At 46.1% G+C, this 14,770-nt stretch carries 11 protein-coding genes; 8 read left to right on the top strand and 3 right to left on the bottom strand.

Going from position 1 to position 14,770, the window contains the following annotated elements:
* Positions 1 to 139: 139 nt before the first annotated feature.
* From UWK_RS17515 to UWK_RS17535, 5 genes are all read left to right on the top strand, one after another.
* Positions 140 to 547: a desulfoferrodoxin family protein gene (locus UWK_RS17515; RefSeq protein ID WP_015405730.1), complete on the top strand. Its 408-nt coding sequence runs from the start codon at positions 140 to 142 to the stop codon at positions 545 to 547.
* A gap of 383 nt (positions 548 to 930) precedes the next feature.
* Positions 931 to 2,247 (top strand): 23S rRNA (uracil(1939)-C(5))-methyltransferase RlmD, encoded by a 1,317-nt coding sequence (rlmD, locus tag UWK_RS17520; RefSeq protein WP_015405731.1) that lies wholly within the window; start codon positions 931 to 933, stop codon positions 2,245 to 2,247.
* Between the two features lie 136 nt (positions 2,248 to 2,383).
* Positions 2,384 to 3,907, top strand: a complete 1,524-nt coding sequence (gene lysS, locus UWK_RS17525; RefSeq protein ID WP_015405732.1) for a lysine--tRNA ligase — start codon at positions 2,384 to 2,386, stop codon at positions 3,905 to 3,907.
* On the top strand, positions 3,900 to 5,126 hold the full coding sequence (locus UWK_RS17530) for a lipoprotein-releasing ABC transporter permease subunit (protein ID WP_015405733.1): 1,227 nt from the start codon (positions 3,900 to 3,902) through the stop codon (positions 5,124 to 5,126). Before lysS ends, UWK_RS17530 begins: the two co-directional genes overlap by 8 nt.
* Positions 5,126 to 5,845, top strand: coding sequence for an ABC transporter ATP-binding protein (locus UWK_RS17535; RefSeq protein ID WP_015405734.1), 720 nt, complete (start codon positions 5,126 to 5,128; stop codon positions 5,843 to 5,845). Before UWK_RS17530 ends, UWK_RS17535 begins: the two co-directional genes overlap by 1 nt.
* A gap of 61 nt (positions 5,846 to 5,906) precedes the next feature.
* Here UWK_RS17535 and UWK_RS17540 read toward each other — a convergent pair whose 3' ends face one another.
* The 3 genes from UWK_RS17540 to leuB are packed head-to-tail and all read right to left on the bottom strand — an operon-like array spanning position 5,907 to position 10,400.
* Positions 5,907 to 8,381, bottom strand: coding sequence for a helix-turn-helix domain-containing protein (locus UWK_RS17540; protein WP_015405735.1), 2,475 nt, complete (start codon positions 8,379 to 8,381; stop codon positions 5,907 to 5,909).
* Positions 8,382 to 8,406: 25 nt separating this feature from the next.
* A complete protein-coding gene (gene prs / locus UWK_RS17545) occupies positions 8,407 to 9,327 on the bottom strand; it encodes a ribose-phosphate diphosphokinase (RefSeq protein WP_015405736.1) in 921 nt (306 codons plus the stop codon).
* The gene (leuB, locus tag UWK_RS17550) at positions 9,327 to 10,400 is read right to left on the bottom strand and encodes a 3-isopropylmalate dehydrogenase (RefSeq protein WP_041917156.1); all 1,074 of its coding nucleotides are present in this window, start codon (positions 10,398 to 10,400) and stop codon (positions 9,327 to 9,329) included. Before leuB ends, prs begins: the two co-directional genes overlap by 1 nt.
* 279 nt (positions 10,401 to 10,679) lie before the next feature.
* Between leuB and UWK_RS17555 the strand changes: the two genes are divergently transcribed.
* The 3 genes from UWK_RS17555 to UWK_RS17565 are packed head-to-tail and all read left to right on the top strand — an operon-like array spanning position 10,680 to position 14,769.
* Positions 10,680 to 11,525 (top strand): phosphate/phosphite/phosphonate ABC transporter substrate-binding protein, encoded by an 846-nt coding sequence (locus UWK_RS17555; RefSeq protein ID WP_015405738.1) that lies wholly within the window; start codon positions 10,680 to 10,682, stop codon positions 11,523 to 11,525.
* On the top strand, positions 11,522 to 13,876 hold the full coding sequence (locus tag UWK_RS18825) for a hybrid sensor histidine kinase/response regulator (RefSeq protein ID WP_015405739.1): 2,355 nt from the start codon (positions 11,522 to 11,524) through the stop codon (positions 13,874 to 13,876). The genes UWK_RS17555 and UWK_RS18825 overlap by 4 nt, the downstream gene beginning before the upstream one ends.
* Positions 13,873 to 14,769 (top strand): phosphate/phosphite/phosphonate ABC transporter substrate-binding protein, encoded by an 897-nt coding sequence (locus UWK_RS17565; protein WP_015405740.1) that lies wholly within the window; start codon positions 13,873 to 13,875, stop codon positions 14,767 to 14,769. The genes UWK_RS18825 and UWK_RS17565 overlap by 4 nt, the downstream gene beginning before the upstream one ends.
* The last annotated feature ends 1 nt before the right edge of the window (position 14,770 follow it).

Genomic DNA, 14,770 nt, shown 5'->3' on the forward strand with positions numbered 1-14,770 from the left:
AAACCTCCCGTGTCAGCATATTTCAAAGTCATAGGTCCAAGGAAATTGCGCGAAAGAAAATCACTTCTTGACAATACAATAACAATAGACAATACCTTAAGATAACAATTCCCATAAACTCAACCAGGAGATTGAAGCTATGACAGACAGAAGAAATTTTCTTAAAGGTGGAATAATTGCTGCCTCAGCTTTAGTAGTAGGATCGGTAAATTTTGCAAGTGCTGCATCTGCGCCCTATACAAATATTGTTTATACGGCTGAAAACCCTGGAAAATGGGACAAAAAGGTGGGAAGTCACCTGCCATCAATTACCGTGGAAGGGAGCAAAGTAACCCTTTTCACCAAACATGGCATGGCCGCGAAACATTATATCGTGAGGCATACGCTTGTTCTTGAGGATGGTACGGTTGTGGGTGGAAAAGTGTTCAGCGGCACTGATCCTGAAGCAAAATCAAGCTTTGAGCTGCCCGCAGGTTACAAAGGAAAAATCTTCGCTACCAGTTTCTGTAACCTTCATGATTTCTGGGTTAATGAGGCAACAGTCTAGCCCGAATTTCTCACGAACAAACACTCTATCGCAATGATAGTAACCTATGTATGTACAGTCAAATAGGTATTCTTTTGCTTTTCGTTTATTTCGACAGAGTGTTCACCAAAGGTCAGCCGAGGAGGCACCGACTCCTTCTGTTTTTTGATAGTGAATATAGCCAACTATTATTCACCACAAAAACATTGAATTTGACACCGCCTGAACTGATGAGAAATACGGGTTAGAGTAAACCAGGAGAGTTTACCGATATAAAATACTTTTCTATTGTTATCCTCTGCGCCCCCTGTCATAATGATTCCTTAGTATTATGACAGGGGGCATTTTTATTTACACAGTTCTCTGTTTCACCTGTCACCACTCTTGCGTCAAAGACATTCGACATGACTTCTTCAACATACCATATTGAAAAACTCCTCCATGGTGGCCTTGGTCTAGGGCGCAACGAGGATAAGCAGAAAATGCTGATCGAGGGTGTTATTTCCGGTGAAACAGTCGCTGCAAAAATCCAGTCACTGAAAAAAAACCGCAACACAGCTGTAGCTACATCAATTATCGAGCCGTCTTCTGAACGTATCAAAGCGCCCTGTCAATATTACAAACAATGCGGAGGATGTGACTTCCAGCACATGAATTATCCGCGGCAGTTGCAGGAAAAGCAGGCGATTCTAAAAGACTTACTCCAGCAGAGCGGAAACACCATACTTCAAGAAGCTGCCACCCAAATACTGAACGCACCTCTGCCCTCGCCATCCCAGACCCACTACCGACAACGTATTCGTCTTCAGGTGGACAACAAGCAGACATTAGGATTCCACAAACGTCGCAGTCATGATTGTGTAGCCATAGAGAGTTGCTTACTGGCAACACCGAAAATAAATGATTGTCTACAGAAACTCTTGCCGCAGTATGCTTTTAACAAACTTCTCAACCAGACAGAAACTGTCGAAATACTGTTTGATCCAGACAGTTCAACTGTCACCCTCCTTATTCAGTTCAAACGCAAACCGCGCCCTGCCGATAAGCAGCATGCACAGGATCTGATTAACACAATTTCTGAACTCACAAATATTTTCTTTATCGGTGATGGGTTTTCTGTAACAGGCAATGCTTCTCTTTCATTCACCCTGCCGCCACTCGTCCCTCACACCACAAAAACAGTGCAACTGTCTCTCGAAACGGGCGGATTTTGTCAGGTGAACGTGGAACAAAACACCAATCTGGTAAAAACGGTTCTCGATTTCTGCGCTGTCACAAAGAAAGATACCATTCTTGATCTATTCTGTGGAATGGGCAATTTTTCCATACCTCTTGCGGAACGGTCACAGTCAGTTCTGGGAATAGAGGGGCAGGGCTCTGCTATTCGCAGTGCCATTAGAAACAGCAGCAATGCAGGACAGGACAACACCATCTTCAAGAAGCAGCCAATTCATGCTGCATGCTCGGAACTGGCAAAGGCTGGCAGCCTCTTCGATTGTATCATTTTGGATCCTCCACGACAGGGCGCTCCCGGCCTTGCCAGGGTGCTGAGCGCCCTCTGCAGGAAACGTCTGGTCTACATTTCCTGCGACCCGGTAACTCTCTGTCGTGATCTGGAAGACCTCTTACAATACGGATTTGTTATCAAGAAATTACAGCCCATCGATATGTTTCCGCAAACTCATCATATCGAAACCGTGGCCCTCCTGGAAACAGCCTGAAATCACACCATTTCAAGCGATCTGCTCCGCGCTCTGCCCCTGAAAACCATTGACAGAATCACGCTTTGGCAGTAAACGAGTGAATGAAATCATTCCTTTTTTCATCCATCACCATCGATAAACATACAGAAAAATCATGAGCAAAGAAAATACGCAAATCCTAAATCAACGTCGAGAAAAAGCAGATGCCCTGTCCGATCTTGGTGTTAACCTCTATAGCAACGGGTTCAAGCCGGACAACCGGATAAAGGAACTCATTCCAAAAGGGGAACATCTGGCTGCTGAGACCCTGGATGAAACCAACTATACCTATTCTATTGCCGGCCGCATTATGTCCATGCGCAAATTTGGCAAAGCGGCTTTTTTCCACCTTGTTGACAGTTCAGGACGTATTCAGGTCTACATCAAGAAAGATGCTCTTGGTGATGAAATTTTTTCCTCTTTCAAAAAATGGGATATTGGCGATATTGTCGGAATAGAAGGCAAACTTTTCAAGACCAAAACCGGGGAACTTTCTGTCCTGGCTGACAAACTGGTGATGATTTCCAAGTCCTTGCGTCCCCTACCTGAAAAGTTCCATGGTCTCACCGATGTGGAAACACGATACAGGCAACGCTACGTCGATCTGATTGTTACTCCTCAAAGTCGCGAAACATTCAAGAAACGTGTGGAGATCGTCCGCCTGATTCGTGAGTTTCTCTCCAATCGTGGCTTTATGGAAGTTGAAACTCCCATGATGCATTCTGTACCAGGTGGTGCTACTGCCAAACCGTTCAAGACCCATCACAATGCTCTTGACATGGAGCTTTTTCTCCGCATTGCCCCGGAACTCTATTTAAAACGACTTCTCGTTGGTGGCTTTGAACGCGTCTTTGAGATTAATAGAAATTTCAGAAATGAAGGACTTTCCACCCGGCATAACCCTGAATTCACCATGCTCGAATTTTATCAGGCCTATGCCACCTATCACGATCTGATGGAACTCACCGAAGAGATGATTTCCTGGCTTTGTGATGAAGTCAATGACACCATGGAAATTGAATATCAGGGAACCAGAGTCAACCTTGCCCCTCCCTGGAAACGTATGACCATGGATGAAGCCCTCACCGAAGTAGCTGGAATTGATGCAGCCGATCTTGCCGATGACGAAAAGGTGCTCAGTCTTGCCAGAGAAAAAGGCATCCAGCTCGAAGAACAGGCTGGACCGGGAAAAGCAAAAACCGAACTTTTTGAACTCCTTGTTGAAGAAAAACTTATTGATCCGACATTTATCACTGCCTATCCGACCGAAGTATCGCCACTCGCAAGAAGAAATGAAGAAAACCCCGACGTCACTGACCGCTTTGAGCTCTTTGTCACCGGCCGGGAACTGGCCAATGCCTTCAGCGAGTTGAATGATCCGATAGATCAGCGGCAGCGCTTTCAGAAACAGATCGATGAGAAAGGGAATGATGACGAAATCCATTCGGTTCTCGATGAAGACTTTGTCCGCGCCCTTGAGTATGGTATGCCATCGGCCGCTGGAGAAGGTATCGGCATTGACCGACTGGTGATGCTCCTCACTGATTCCCCATCAATTCGTGACGTTATCCTCTTCCCACATTTAAAACCAGAAGTTCCAAAAGAGCAAAAAAAGAAAAAGAAGAAAAAAAGTGTTTGAGTGGTTCATAAGCCTTCGCTACCTGCGGGCACAGCACAAACAAAAATTCATATCACTCATTTCATTTATCTCCGTTGCCGGCATTACCATGGGTGTTATGGCACTTATCGTGGTGCTGGCAGTATATTCCGGTTTCACAAATGGTCTGCGTGACCAGATCCTTGGGATTAACTCTCACCTCATTGTCCAGCGCCTCGGTGGAATAATCCCGGACTATACTCTGGTACGCGACAGGATTGTGACCATAAACGATGTCACCGGAGCCACCCCTTATCTCTACGCACAAACACTGCTGTCAGGTACACGAGGTGGAACCGGTGTGGTGCTTCGCGGAATCGACCCGGCTACTGCAAGAGGTGTGATCGCACTTCCTGAACAAATGGTTGAAGGAAGCATCGATGGTCTTATTCAGGATACAAATGCCAGACTCCCGGGAATAATACTGGGTATTGCCATGGCCGCTGACCTTCACGTGACTGTTGGTGGCAAAGTGCGTCTGATCTCTCCCGCCGGCCCTCTCACCCCCATGGGGATCATCCCTAAGATCAAAACCTGTCAGATAGTAGGTATCTTTGAATCTGGGATGTATGAATATGACTCAACAATTGCCTATATGCATATTCCGGCAGTTCAGGATTTCCTGGAAAGTGGTGATGTGGTCCACGGGATTGAAGTCACCGTAAAGGAAAAAGAGTTAAACCGGGCAGACCGTGTCGGAAAGCAGATTGTCGAACTTCTGGGAAGCACATTTGTGGCCAAAGACTGGATGTCCATGAACCGCAACCTCTTTGCCGCCTTTAAGCTTGAGAAAATCGGAATGTTTATCTGTGTTGCCCTTATCATACTTGTTGCAGCATTGAATATTGTTTCGGCACTCATCATGGTTGTTATGGAGAAAGACAAGGATATTGCCATACTTAAATCCATGGGAGCAACATCTGGGACCATAATGAAAATTTTCTTCTATCAGGGCCTTGTTATCGGAGTTCTTGGTACTTTTCTTGGTGTTCTTGGTGGACTTGGACTCTGTGAAATTTTGTCCCGCTACCAATTTATTGAACTTCCCTCCAATGTGTACCCCATGAACACCCTGCCCATTAAAGTTTTACCCATGGATGTTACAATCATCGCTGTTTCCGCACTCGTCATAACACTGTCCGCCACCATTTATCCCTCCTGGAAAGCGTCAAGGGTGAAGCCTGCCGAGGTACTTTCATAATGATTAATCAGGAGTCACTTTTTTCTGCAACAAACATTTGTAAAAGTTTCCACAGCGGAACTGAAAAGATTGAAATACTAAAAGACCTTGGGTTCAGCATCAATCAAGGTGAGATGATAGCCATAGTTGGGGCCTCGGGATCGGGAAAAACAACTCTGCTACAGATCCTAGGAACCCTTGACAGTCCCGATAGTGGTGAGATTTTATTCAACGGCAGAAACCTGACGACTATGAGTGATAATGCTCTTTCACGTTTCCGTAACAAATCCGTGGGATTTATTTTTCAATTTCACCATCTCCTTCCAGAATTCACAGCCCTTGAAAATGTTATGATGCCTGGACTTATTGCGGGAAAGTCAAAGCTTGAGATGAAAGGACCCGCAATGAAACTCCTGAAGCAGGTCGAACTCGACCATAGGACCGGACACAAAGTCAACGAACTTTCGGGCGGCGAACAACAACGCACTGCTCTTGCCCGGGCACTCATCATGAAACCTGCTTTACTTCTTGCGGATGAACCAACGGGAAATCTTGATGGGCGTTCAGGGAATATTGTCTTTGATCTTATCAAATCCCTGTGCAGAGATATGCAGCTCGCCACGATAATGGTTACACATAATAGAGAACTTGCTCAAAAAATGGACTCTACTTTTACTCTCGAAAACAAAATTCTTGCTCGACAGTCCACAGTCTCCAGTCACGATATAACCACTGAATAATTTAACCCCTCTTACCATTTATTTCGACAACGACATCACATGTCTCTGTTTCAGGGGGAAATTACTCACTTTTCTCCAAAAACCTCCGATGAGCCAGCATCATTTGTATCTGGCTGTACGAAAAATCATCTCCAAGCTGTGATTTTATAGCTTTCAGGGTATCATCTTCAGCTGCTGCTATCCCTGCTGCAATACGCTTCTGCAAATCAGGCGAAAGCAAAGTATCAACGGACAGTTTCCCAGTTTGAACAAAAAAACAGAGATGTTTCTCTATTGTACTGGGGGCAAGCCCCCGCTCCCCTGCAATATCCTTAACACTTTTTCCAGCAGTAAACATTTCCAGGCTGATATCTCTGGTAGATTCTTTTCGAGATTCCATCGTTTTTGGCTTATTTGCTTCAGGCTCTGGCAATGACACTGTCTCAATATTTTCTTTTTCTCGATAGGTACGAACAAGGGTTACAATGTCATCGCCGTAATTTTCGACGGTCTTTTTTCCAACACCTGGAATTGCCAGTAATTCTTTCAGACTCTGGGGCAGACAGACCACAATCTGAATTAACACCCGCTGATACAGAACCTGAAATCTGGCCACATCAAGTTCCGTCGCCTTTGCGGTACGCCAATCGCGGAGAATGTCAAAGAGTTCAGGATGTTCAATGTCAGATTCGGTGTAGGTTGCAGCCTGCTGCTTTTTCACCGTCAAGGGTTGGAAATCTATTTCTGCGACAGACACTGCCCGCAGATATCCCGATGGTGAAAAACCGTTTTCACAGGATTTCATTCCTGCAGATTTTACCACTATCTCTTTTCTGCAGTTATTAAGAACATTACTAATTTTTTTCCGCAGTTCTTTGTTATCCGTTTCAAAATGCAGGCTTTGCACGGAGCCATCAAATATGGCAGAAAACTTCTCCTGAAACCAGTAAGATGCCTTTTTAATCCGATCCAGAATGTGTTTGTCGGTCTCCGGCAGGTTATTGTCTTTGAAAATAGTCCAGAGCTGATTCCTGAAATTTTCACTCACTGAAAAAATGGATTCCCGAGCCTGCTGTTCAATAAGCGTCAAGTCACCTGTACCCGAAAGCTGGATCACTCTTGCATTGCGCTTCAGCAAGTGGACAAGATAGCCAAGATGTTTTGCCAGCAGGGTAAAATCAAAACATTCGTAGAGAAGTTTTTGCTGATAGCTGATTTTTGCCTCGTGAAGGATTCTCTCAGATGGCGGATTGCTGCGACACAGTTTGTCAAACTGCAATACCACACGATCCGTAGCCACCCCACTTGTACTGATAGGTGAACTGAGGACCAACCCTTCCAGCGTTTTACAGCGACTGAGCGCTACATACACCTGCCCATGGGCAAAGGCTCCCTGAGCATCAATAATTGCCCGCTCAAAGGTAAGCCCCTGACTCTTATGAATAGTGATGGCCCAGGCAAGTTTCAAGGGATACTGATCGAACCTTCCGACAACTTCCTCTTCTATCTCCTTATTCGCCTCATTTATTGTATATTTGATATTTTCCCAGCTGACCGGCTCCACTTCAACCTCTTCAGCATCTCCCGGACACAGCACAAATATTGTCTTCCCGATAATGGCAGTAATCTTTCCAATTTTTCCATTATAGTACTCTTTTTCAGGAGACGGGTCATTACGGACAAACATGACCTGGGCCCCTTTTTTCAGGGTCAGTTGTGGCAGTGTTGGGTAAATATGTTCAGGGAAATCTCCAGAGATAGCCGCAGTAAACGAATATTTCTTTCCACCAAGCTCCCGTAATCGTGTCTGGTTAATTGATTCCGCACTGGCATTATGGGTGGTAAGGGTAATATATCCCTGATCTTCCGAAGGGATAAAATCACTTATAAAGCGCTCATTCAAAGCATTAATAGTAGGCGGATCGAGTCTGTTTTCCCGCACACTATTCAGGATGCTGATAAAGTTTTCATCGGATTGTCTGTAGATATGTTTGAGCTCGATAGTGAGCAACTCCGTCTGCGACAGGGCCTTACTGGAAAAGAAATAGACCGATTCATAATATTTCTGCAGAAGATTCCACTCATGCTGTTTTGCGACGGGTGACAACTGATGCAGATCACCAATCATCAGCAGTTGCACCCCTCCAAATGGCTGTTCACTGTGACGATGACGGCGCAAGGCGGCATCCACTGCATCGAGCAAATCAGCCCGTACCATACTGATTTCATCGATCACCAGCAGATCTAGACTCTGTATGATCTTCTTTTTTTCCTTGGAAAAACGAAACTGACGCTGACTGTTTCGTTCGTATGAATCACTACCGGGGATATAGGGACCAAAGGGGAGCTGAAAAAATGAGTGCAGGGTTACTCCGCCGGCATTCATTGCCGCCACGCCGGTGGGAGCTGTAATGATCATCCGCTTGGGGGTCTGTTCCTGAAGGCCATGAAGAAAGGTAGTTTTACCGGTTCCCGCCTTTCCCGTCAGAAAAAGAGTACTGCCGGTATACTGAACGAAATCACTTGCCAGCTGCAGTTGGTGGTTGATGGGAGACATGGAAAGGCTGGTGATATAATTACTGCTACCCGATTTTGAGATAATTTCTCAGTACATCGGCAAACAATGGGGCCAGGGAATAGACTTCAAGCAGATCATCACTTACCCTTCCGGGATAGCTGTCGGAACCAATCACCTTGGTGATGGCGCTGTCTAGAAAACGCTTACGGGCATCGCCTGCCATCACAAGATGAGTGGCAAGCACTGCAATACCAGTTGCTCCCGCATCTCTACAACGTTCTGCCGTCTGGATAATGGAACCACCGGTACGAATCATATCATCACAGATAACCGCAGTCTTCCCCTTAACAACACTTGAAACCTGACTGACGATGGTCTTGTCGGTATCGTAACGATCCTTGTCGGCTGCAGTGTGCGAACATTTAAGGAGGCTGGCAAGTTTCGCCACCTGTTTTGAAAAGCCATAATCAGGAGAGACCAGAACAAACTCCCCAAGATCCATCTTCTTCAGATGTTCAACCACAAGCTCGCCGGTCCAGATATGTTTCGTTGAGACCTCACCTCCATGGGCATGCAGTACAGCCTCGGAGTGGAGATCAACAAAGGCGACGAAATCGGGACGAGCCCGGAATATCTGTCTAGCCCTGGTGACCCCCTTGGGAATCTCAAACGTACCGCGTTTAGCCCGTTCCATGGTGGAGTAACCAAGGTAGGGAATAACCACATTAACGCTTGCCGCATTGTAGTAACGTCCACCCTGAATAAGATCCATCAGCTCCTGATGCGATTCTTCAGTATGGGTGCTGGCAACAATAATCAGAGCTTTTCCGGCAATGTCCTTCGGAAAGGCATGATAATTTTCACCGTCGGCAAAAAGCCTGCGCTCCATGGCGGTGAACTCAAGACCAAGCTCGGCAGCAACTTTCTTCCCGACGTCGGTGGAGGCCAGATTGGCCACCACCACATACCCCGAACGGCTCTTCATCACAGGGCTGAAGCGATTGCATCACCCATGGCAGCCGTATTCACAGTCCGCGTCGGATCAATGGCAATATCAGCGGTATGAATACCCTTCTCCAGGGTGGCCTCAACAGCATTATCGATAGCATCCGCTGCCGCATCCAAACCAAAGCTGTAACGCAGCATCATGGAGGCGGAAAGAATTTCAGCAATGGGGTTGGCTAATCCTTTTCCTGCAATATCAGGGGCTGATCCGCCGGCAGGCTCGAAGAGACCGAATTTTTCTTTATTGAGGCTCGCTGATGCAAGTAATCCCATAGAACCGGTGAGCATGGCGGACTCATCGGAAATAATATCTCCGAACATGTTTCCACAAAGCATAACATCAAACTGGTGCGGGTCGCGGACAAGCTGCATGGTCGCATTATCGACATACATGTGGGCCAACTCAACATCAGGATACTCCTTTGCAACCTCGATAACCACTTGCCGCCAGAGAACCATAGTGGTGAGAACATTGGCCTTGTCGATGGATGTCACCTTCTTACTACGAAGTCGTGCCGCATCAAAGGCCATACGGGCGATGCGGTCAATCTCAGAGCGTTTATAGGCCATGGTGTCATAGGCACGTTCATCGGGGCCTTCTCCTTCACGTCCCTTCGGGGTTCCAAAATAGATACCAGAGGTGAGTTCCCGAACACAGAGGATATCAAACCCATCTTTAATAATATCAGCCCGCAGGGGGCAGGCGCTGGTAAGCGACTTAAAGACACGTGCCGGACGAAGGTTACAAAAAAGGTCAAAATGTTTGCGAAGAGGAAGGAGGGCTGCCCGCTCGGGTTGCTGCTCGGGAGGAAGACTCTCCCATTTGGGACCACCAACAGAACCAAAAAGAATGGCATCGCTATTCTCACACAAAGTGAGAGTTGAGGCTGGAAGCGCCTCACCGTGATTATCAATAGCTATTCCGCCAACATCGGCATAGTCATAGCTGAGAGTGAAATCAAATTTCTTCTGAGCCACATCGAGTACTTTAACGGCTTCCGCCATCACTTCCGGGCCAATGCCATCACCTGCAAGGACTGCTACTTTCTTCATTTTATCACCATATTCTGACACACAGGTTTTTATCCTGCCTTGTTTTCAATAGAAAAACTCCAATTTATAGTCGCCTATTTCTAGCAAATTCATTGCTATTTTACCAGTGTAAAAAAAATACATGACCATTTGACTATTCTCCCCATGTTTTGATAAACTATACTAAGTATTCTTCGAAACAGAGCAGATCCACCATTCTCTTTGATCGAGGACAATTCCGACAGACAAAGATTTCTTCTTTTGATCAAAAGGGACACCCCTCAACGTGGAGAATTAAGGTTGCGAATTTTACTCATCTTTTTCCTCCTGCTCTCTTCCCTCTCTCCAGCAATAGCCGATGAATCTTCACTAACATTTGGCATTTTCCCAAGACGAAATGCTCAGGTGACATATGAACTTTTCAGCCCCTTAACAGATTATCTCAGCTCGGAACTTGGACGGCCAGTCACCCTGGACATCAGCAATAATTTTGAGGTGTTCTGGCAGAAACTGACAGCGGGAAAGTTTGATCTTATTCACTGCAATCAGTACCACTATCTGGCTGCCAGGAAAAATTTCAATTTCGAGCTCATTGGCACCAATGCAGAGTTTGGAAAAACAACAATTGCCGGTTCTATTATTGTCCGAAAGGACTCGGGATTTAATTCATTAAAAGACCTCAAGGGAAAAACTATTCTCTTTGGCGGCGGTCCAAGTGCCATGCAGGGCTACATCGTCGCCACATACCTGTTACGTCAGGCAGGCCTTGCTTCAGGAGATTACAAAGAAAAATACGCCATTAATCCAACAAATGCCATCCTGGCCACATACTACCAACAGGTCGATGCCGCCGGTTCCGCTGATAACAATCTCCAAATGGACAGAGTCAAAAATCTTATTGATGTTTCACAGCTCAGGTTTCTTGCTCTTAGCCAACAATTGCCGCAACTCCCATGGGCTGTATCGAGATTTCTGTCTCCAGAACTCCGAATGCAGATTCACGAAATACTGATAACGATGGATCAAACCGATAAAGGCCGTGCCGCATTGCATGCCGCTTCGCTCGATAAAATCATTCCGGCTCACGATAGGGATTTCGATCCTTTTAGAGAAATCACCCGGACAATCCGAGGCGAACAATTTTGAAGGAGCACAACCAAGGCAACAAAAATGACCGTTTAGGTATTCGCCATTCCCTTGGAGCCCGATTTTCTCTCCACATCTTCCTTACCCTGATTATTGTTAATTTTTTCAGCGTGTTATACATATACAAAACAGAACAAAAGAACAACATTCATGATCTCCGAAATCAGGCTGAGGTTATAGGCAGCTTCATCGCCTCCTCTGTCCCCCAGCATATCCTGAACTATGACTTCATATCACTCGACACGACACTGCACGAAGCAATGCAGTTAAAAGGTCTCCACTACACAGCAATTATAGCAGAAAATGAAGTTTATATTGCAGCCAGAGTTTCCCCTTTATGGAGCAAGGACACGCAGGCGACTGAATCCCTTTTCCCAAGCTTTGAAAAACAACTCAGTACGATTCAACTCCTGCGACGAACAAGCCTGGACCATATTGACATTTCAACACCTATTATCTTTGGTGACGCTTATCTAGGGCGGGTTATTGTTGGATTATCCCTTGATATCAGTAAAAAAAAGACAGAAGATTTCCTGGCAATTCTTCTCATAGTCAACGCAATAGTCGCCTTTTTTGTTGCCGCTGGAGTATATCTGTTCTTCTGGAAAACCACATTACAGCCAATCTATCATTTGATAGATGGAGCAAAGCGGGTGGCCCATGGAAACTACAATGAACCTGTTGCCCTCGCCGGATCGGATGAAATCGGCCTGCTGACCAATTCATTTAACACCATGATGTCGGCACGAAAACTTGCAGAAGAGGACATACGAAAAAGTCGTAAGGACTGGGAACGACTTTTTAATGCAGTCGATGATGTGGTCACCATTCAGGATAGCAACATGCGCATTCTGCAGGCAAATGATGCAGCGGGCAGATTACTGGACAAAGACCCAAACGAGCTCATCGGGATGTACTGTTATAACATCTTCCGTGAAGAGGTGAATGGAATCTGTCATGGATGCCCCACAATTCAATGTCTGGAGGATCATCAACACCATCATGCAGACATTAAATACCCAGAACTGAAGAAAATTTTCCATGTCTCGGCTTTTCCGATTCATGACGAAGAGCTGGGATGGATTGGCATTGCCCATATTGCCCGTGACATAACAGATCAAAAAAAGCTTGAGGCCCAATACCGACAAGCCCAGAAAATGGAAGCCATTGGCACTCTTGCCGGTGGTATCGCCCACGACTTCAACAATATCCTCACTCCGATCTTTGGCTATGCACAACTCATCAAATTAGATGCCCCATCAGGTAGCCAACTGGAAAAAAACATCGATCGCGTTCTCCATTCCTCCGAGCTGGCCCAGAAACTGGTGAGACAGATCCTCACATTTAGCCGGGAGCGTCAACATGAAATGGACGCTGTACAGCTGCAACCAATCATAAAAGAATCCATGAAACTGTTGCGAGCCTCCATCCCGACAACCATCGAATTCAAAATAGCTCTGGATGAAAAGTGTGGCAATGTTCTGGTCGACCCCACCCAGATTCATCAAATCATAATGAATATCTGCACTAACGCCTATCATGCTATGGAGTCTACAGGGGGAACTCTTGGAGTTACCTTAAGGCAGGTATACCTTGATAAGATGACTGCCCCCCTCAAAGGAAATCTCTCACCGGGCGACTATGTAATGCTTCAAATAAGTGACACAGGGTGTGGCATGGACGAGGCGACCCGAGACAGAATTTTCGAACCATTCTTTACCACAAAAACAGAGGGCAAAGGGACTGGCATGGGGTTATCCGTGGTTCATGGAATTATCAAGGAATACGCGGGCGCCATCCTTGTCTATAGCGAACCTGACGAAGGAACCACTTTCACCATATATTTCCCGGTAATCGATCAAACTGCTCCTCCTGTAATCCAATCGCCCAAAAAAGATACCGCCAATACCCTCCCCGCTGGTAAAGAACACATTCTGGTAGTCGACGACGAAGAGCTTATTGTTGACCTGGAACGAGGGTTATTAGAGGGACTGGGATACCGGGTTACTTCCTTTACTAAAAGTGAACAGGCCCTGCAAGCACTCCAGGATACTCCCAAAGCCTTTGACCTGGTGATTACAGACATGACCATGCCCAAAATCACAGGAATACAACTTGCTGAAGAGTTGGTGGCTATCCGCCCAGACTTACCAGTTGTACTCTGCACGGGACATAGCCGCATCACAATAGAAGAAATTCAAAATTGTTCTGCGATAACAAGCTATCTACCCAAACCGATCGACCTGTTTCGGCTAACCGAAGTCATCCGCGAGGTTCTTGATAGAAAAAAACAGGGGGCTTCCACCCGGCTATCATTTGCCAAAAAGCACTCTACCACAGTGAAAAAATGATTAACGTTCTATTCAAAACAACCCTCTTCTGCTTCTTCACCCTTCTTTTCCTTACCAGTTCTGTGAGATACTCCAGTGCCGAAATCAAAGTAGGGGTACTCGCAAAACGGGGACCCAGCAGGGCGATGGCACAATGGGCACAGACAGGAAACTACTTGACGGACGTACTCGGCGAACAGGTTGTTATTATACCGATAAAATTCACATTAATCGAATCAATGGTCAAAACTGGTCGCATAGACTTTCTCTTTGCCAACTCAGCCTTTTTCGTTGAAATGGAGAAGAAATATCAGGCACGGGCCATAACAACCGTAATCAATTCCCTGGACAACAAGCCCCTGGATAAATTTGGTGGAGTTATTTTTACCAGAAAAGGGAGTGGTATCAAAAAACTTGAGGATATCCGGGGAAAACGATTCATGACGGTTAAATTTTCTTCCTTTGGAGGGGGACAGATGGCCTGGAGACTCCTGCTTAAAAACAACATTGATCCCCAGAAGGAAACCGCAGCCTTCCTGGAAGCCGGAACCCATGATCTTGTTGTACGAGCTGTAGAGAGTGGAAGAGTTGATGTTGGAACAGTGCGAACTGACACTCTGGAACGGATGCAGAGTGAAGGTAAAATTCAGATAAATGAATTCCATATCATTCATCCAATAGCAGATGATTTCCCTTTTGTACGCAGCACTCGGCTTTACCCTGAATGGCCTATGGCGGCAATGGCACACACAACCACGGAACTCTCGGACAGAGTTGCGGCGGCCCTGCAGAAAATTCAGCCGGATTCGCCAGCGGCACGAGCTGCCAGTATCATGGGCTGGACAGCTCCATCGGACTACAGCAGCGTACGGGACTGCCTAGAAACAATCAAATACAGTATTTTTGTTCCCTGAA

The organism is Desulfocapsa sulfexigens DSM 10523 (genome assembly GCF_000341395.1).
GTDB classification, from domain to species: Bacteria; Desulfobacterota; Desulfobulbia; order Desulfobulbales; family Desulfocapsaceae; genus Desulfocapsa; species Desulfocapsa sulfexigens.

Bases quoted from the DNA above. Each gene is read 5' to 3' on its own strand.
- prs (WP_015405736.1), bottom strand. From the start codon at position 9,327: ATGAAGAGCCGTTCGGGGTATGTGGTGGTGGCCAATCTGGCCTCCACC.
- UWK_RS17535 (WP_015405734.1), top strand. From the start codon at position 5,126: ATGATTAATCAGGAGTCACTTTTTTCTGCAACAAACATTTGTAAAAGT.
- UWK_RS17515 (WP_015405730.1), top strand. From the start codon at position 140: ATGACAGACAGAAGAAATTTTCTTAAAGGTGGAATAATTGCTGCCTCA.
- leuB (WP_041917156.1), bottom strand. From the start codon at position 10,400: ATGAAGAAAGTAGCAGTCCTTGCAGGTGATGGCATTGGCCCGGAAGTG.
- rlmD (WP_015405731.1), top strand. From the start codon at position 931: ATGACTTCTTCAACATACCATATTGAAAAACTCCTCCATGGTGGCCTT.
- UWK_RS17540 (WP_015405735.1), bottom strand. From the start codon at position 8,381: ATGTCTCCCATCAACCACCAACTGCAGCTGGCAAGTGATTTCGTTCAG.
- UWK_RS17565 (WP_015405740.1), top strand. From the start codon at position 13,873: ATGATTAACGTTCTATTCAAAACAACCCTCTTCTGCTTCTTCACCCTT.
- lysS (WP_015405732.1), top strand. From the start codon at position 2,384: ATGAGCAAAGAAAATACGCAAATCCTAAATCAACGTCGAGAAAAAGCA.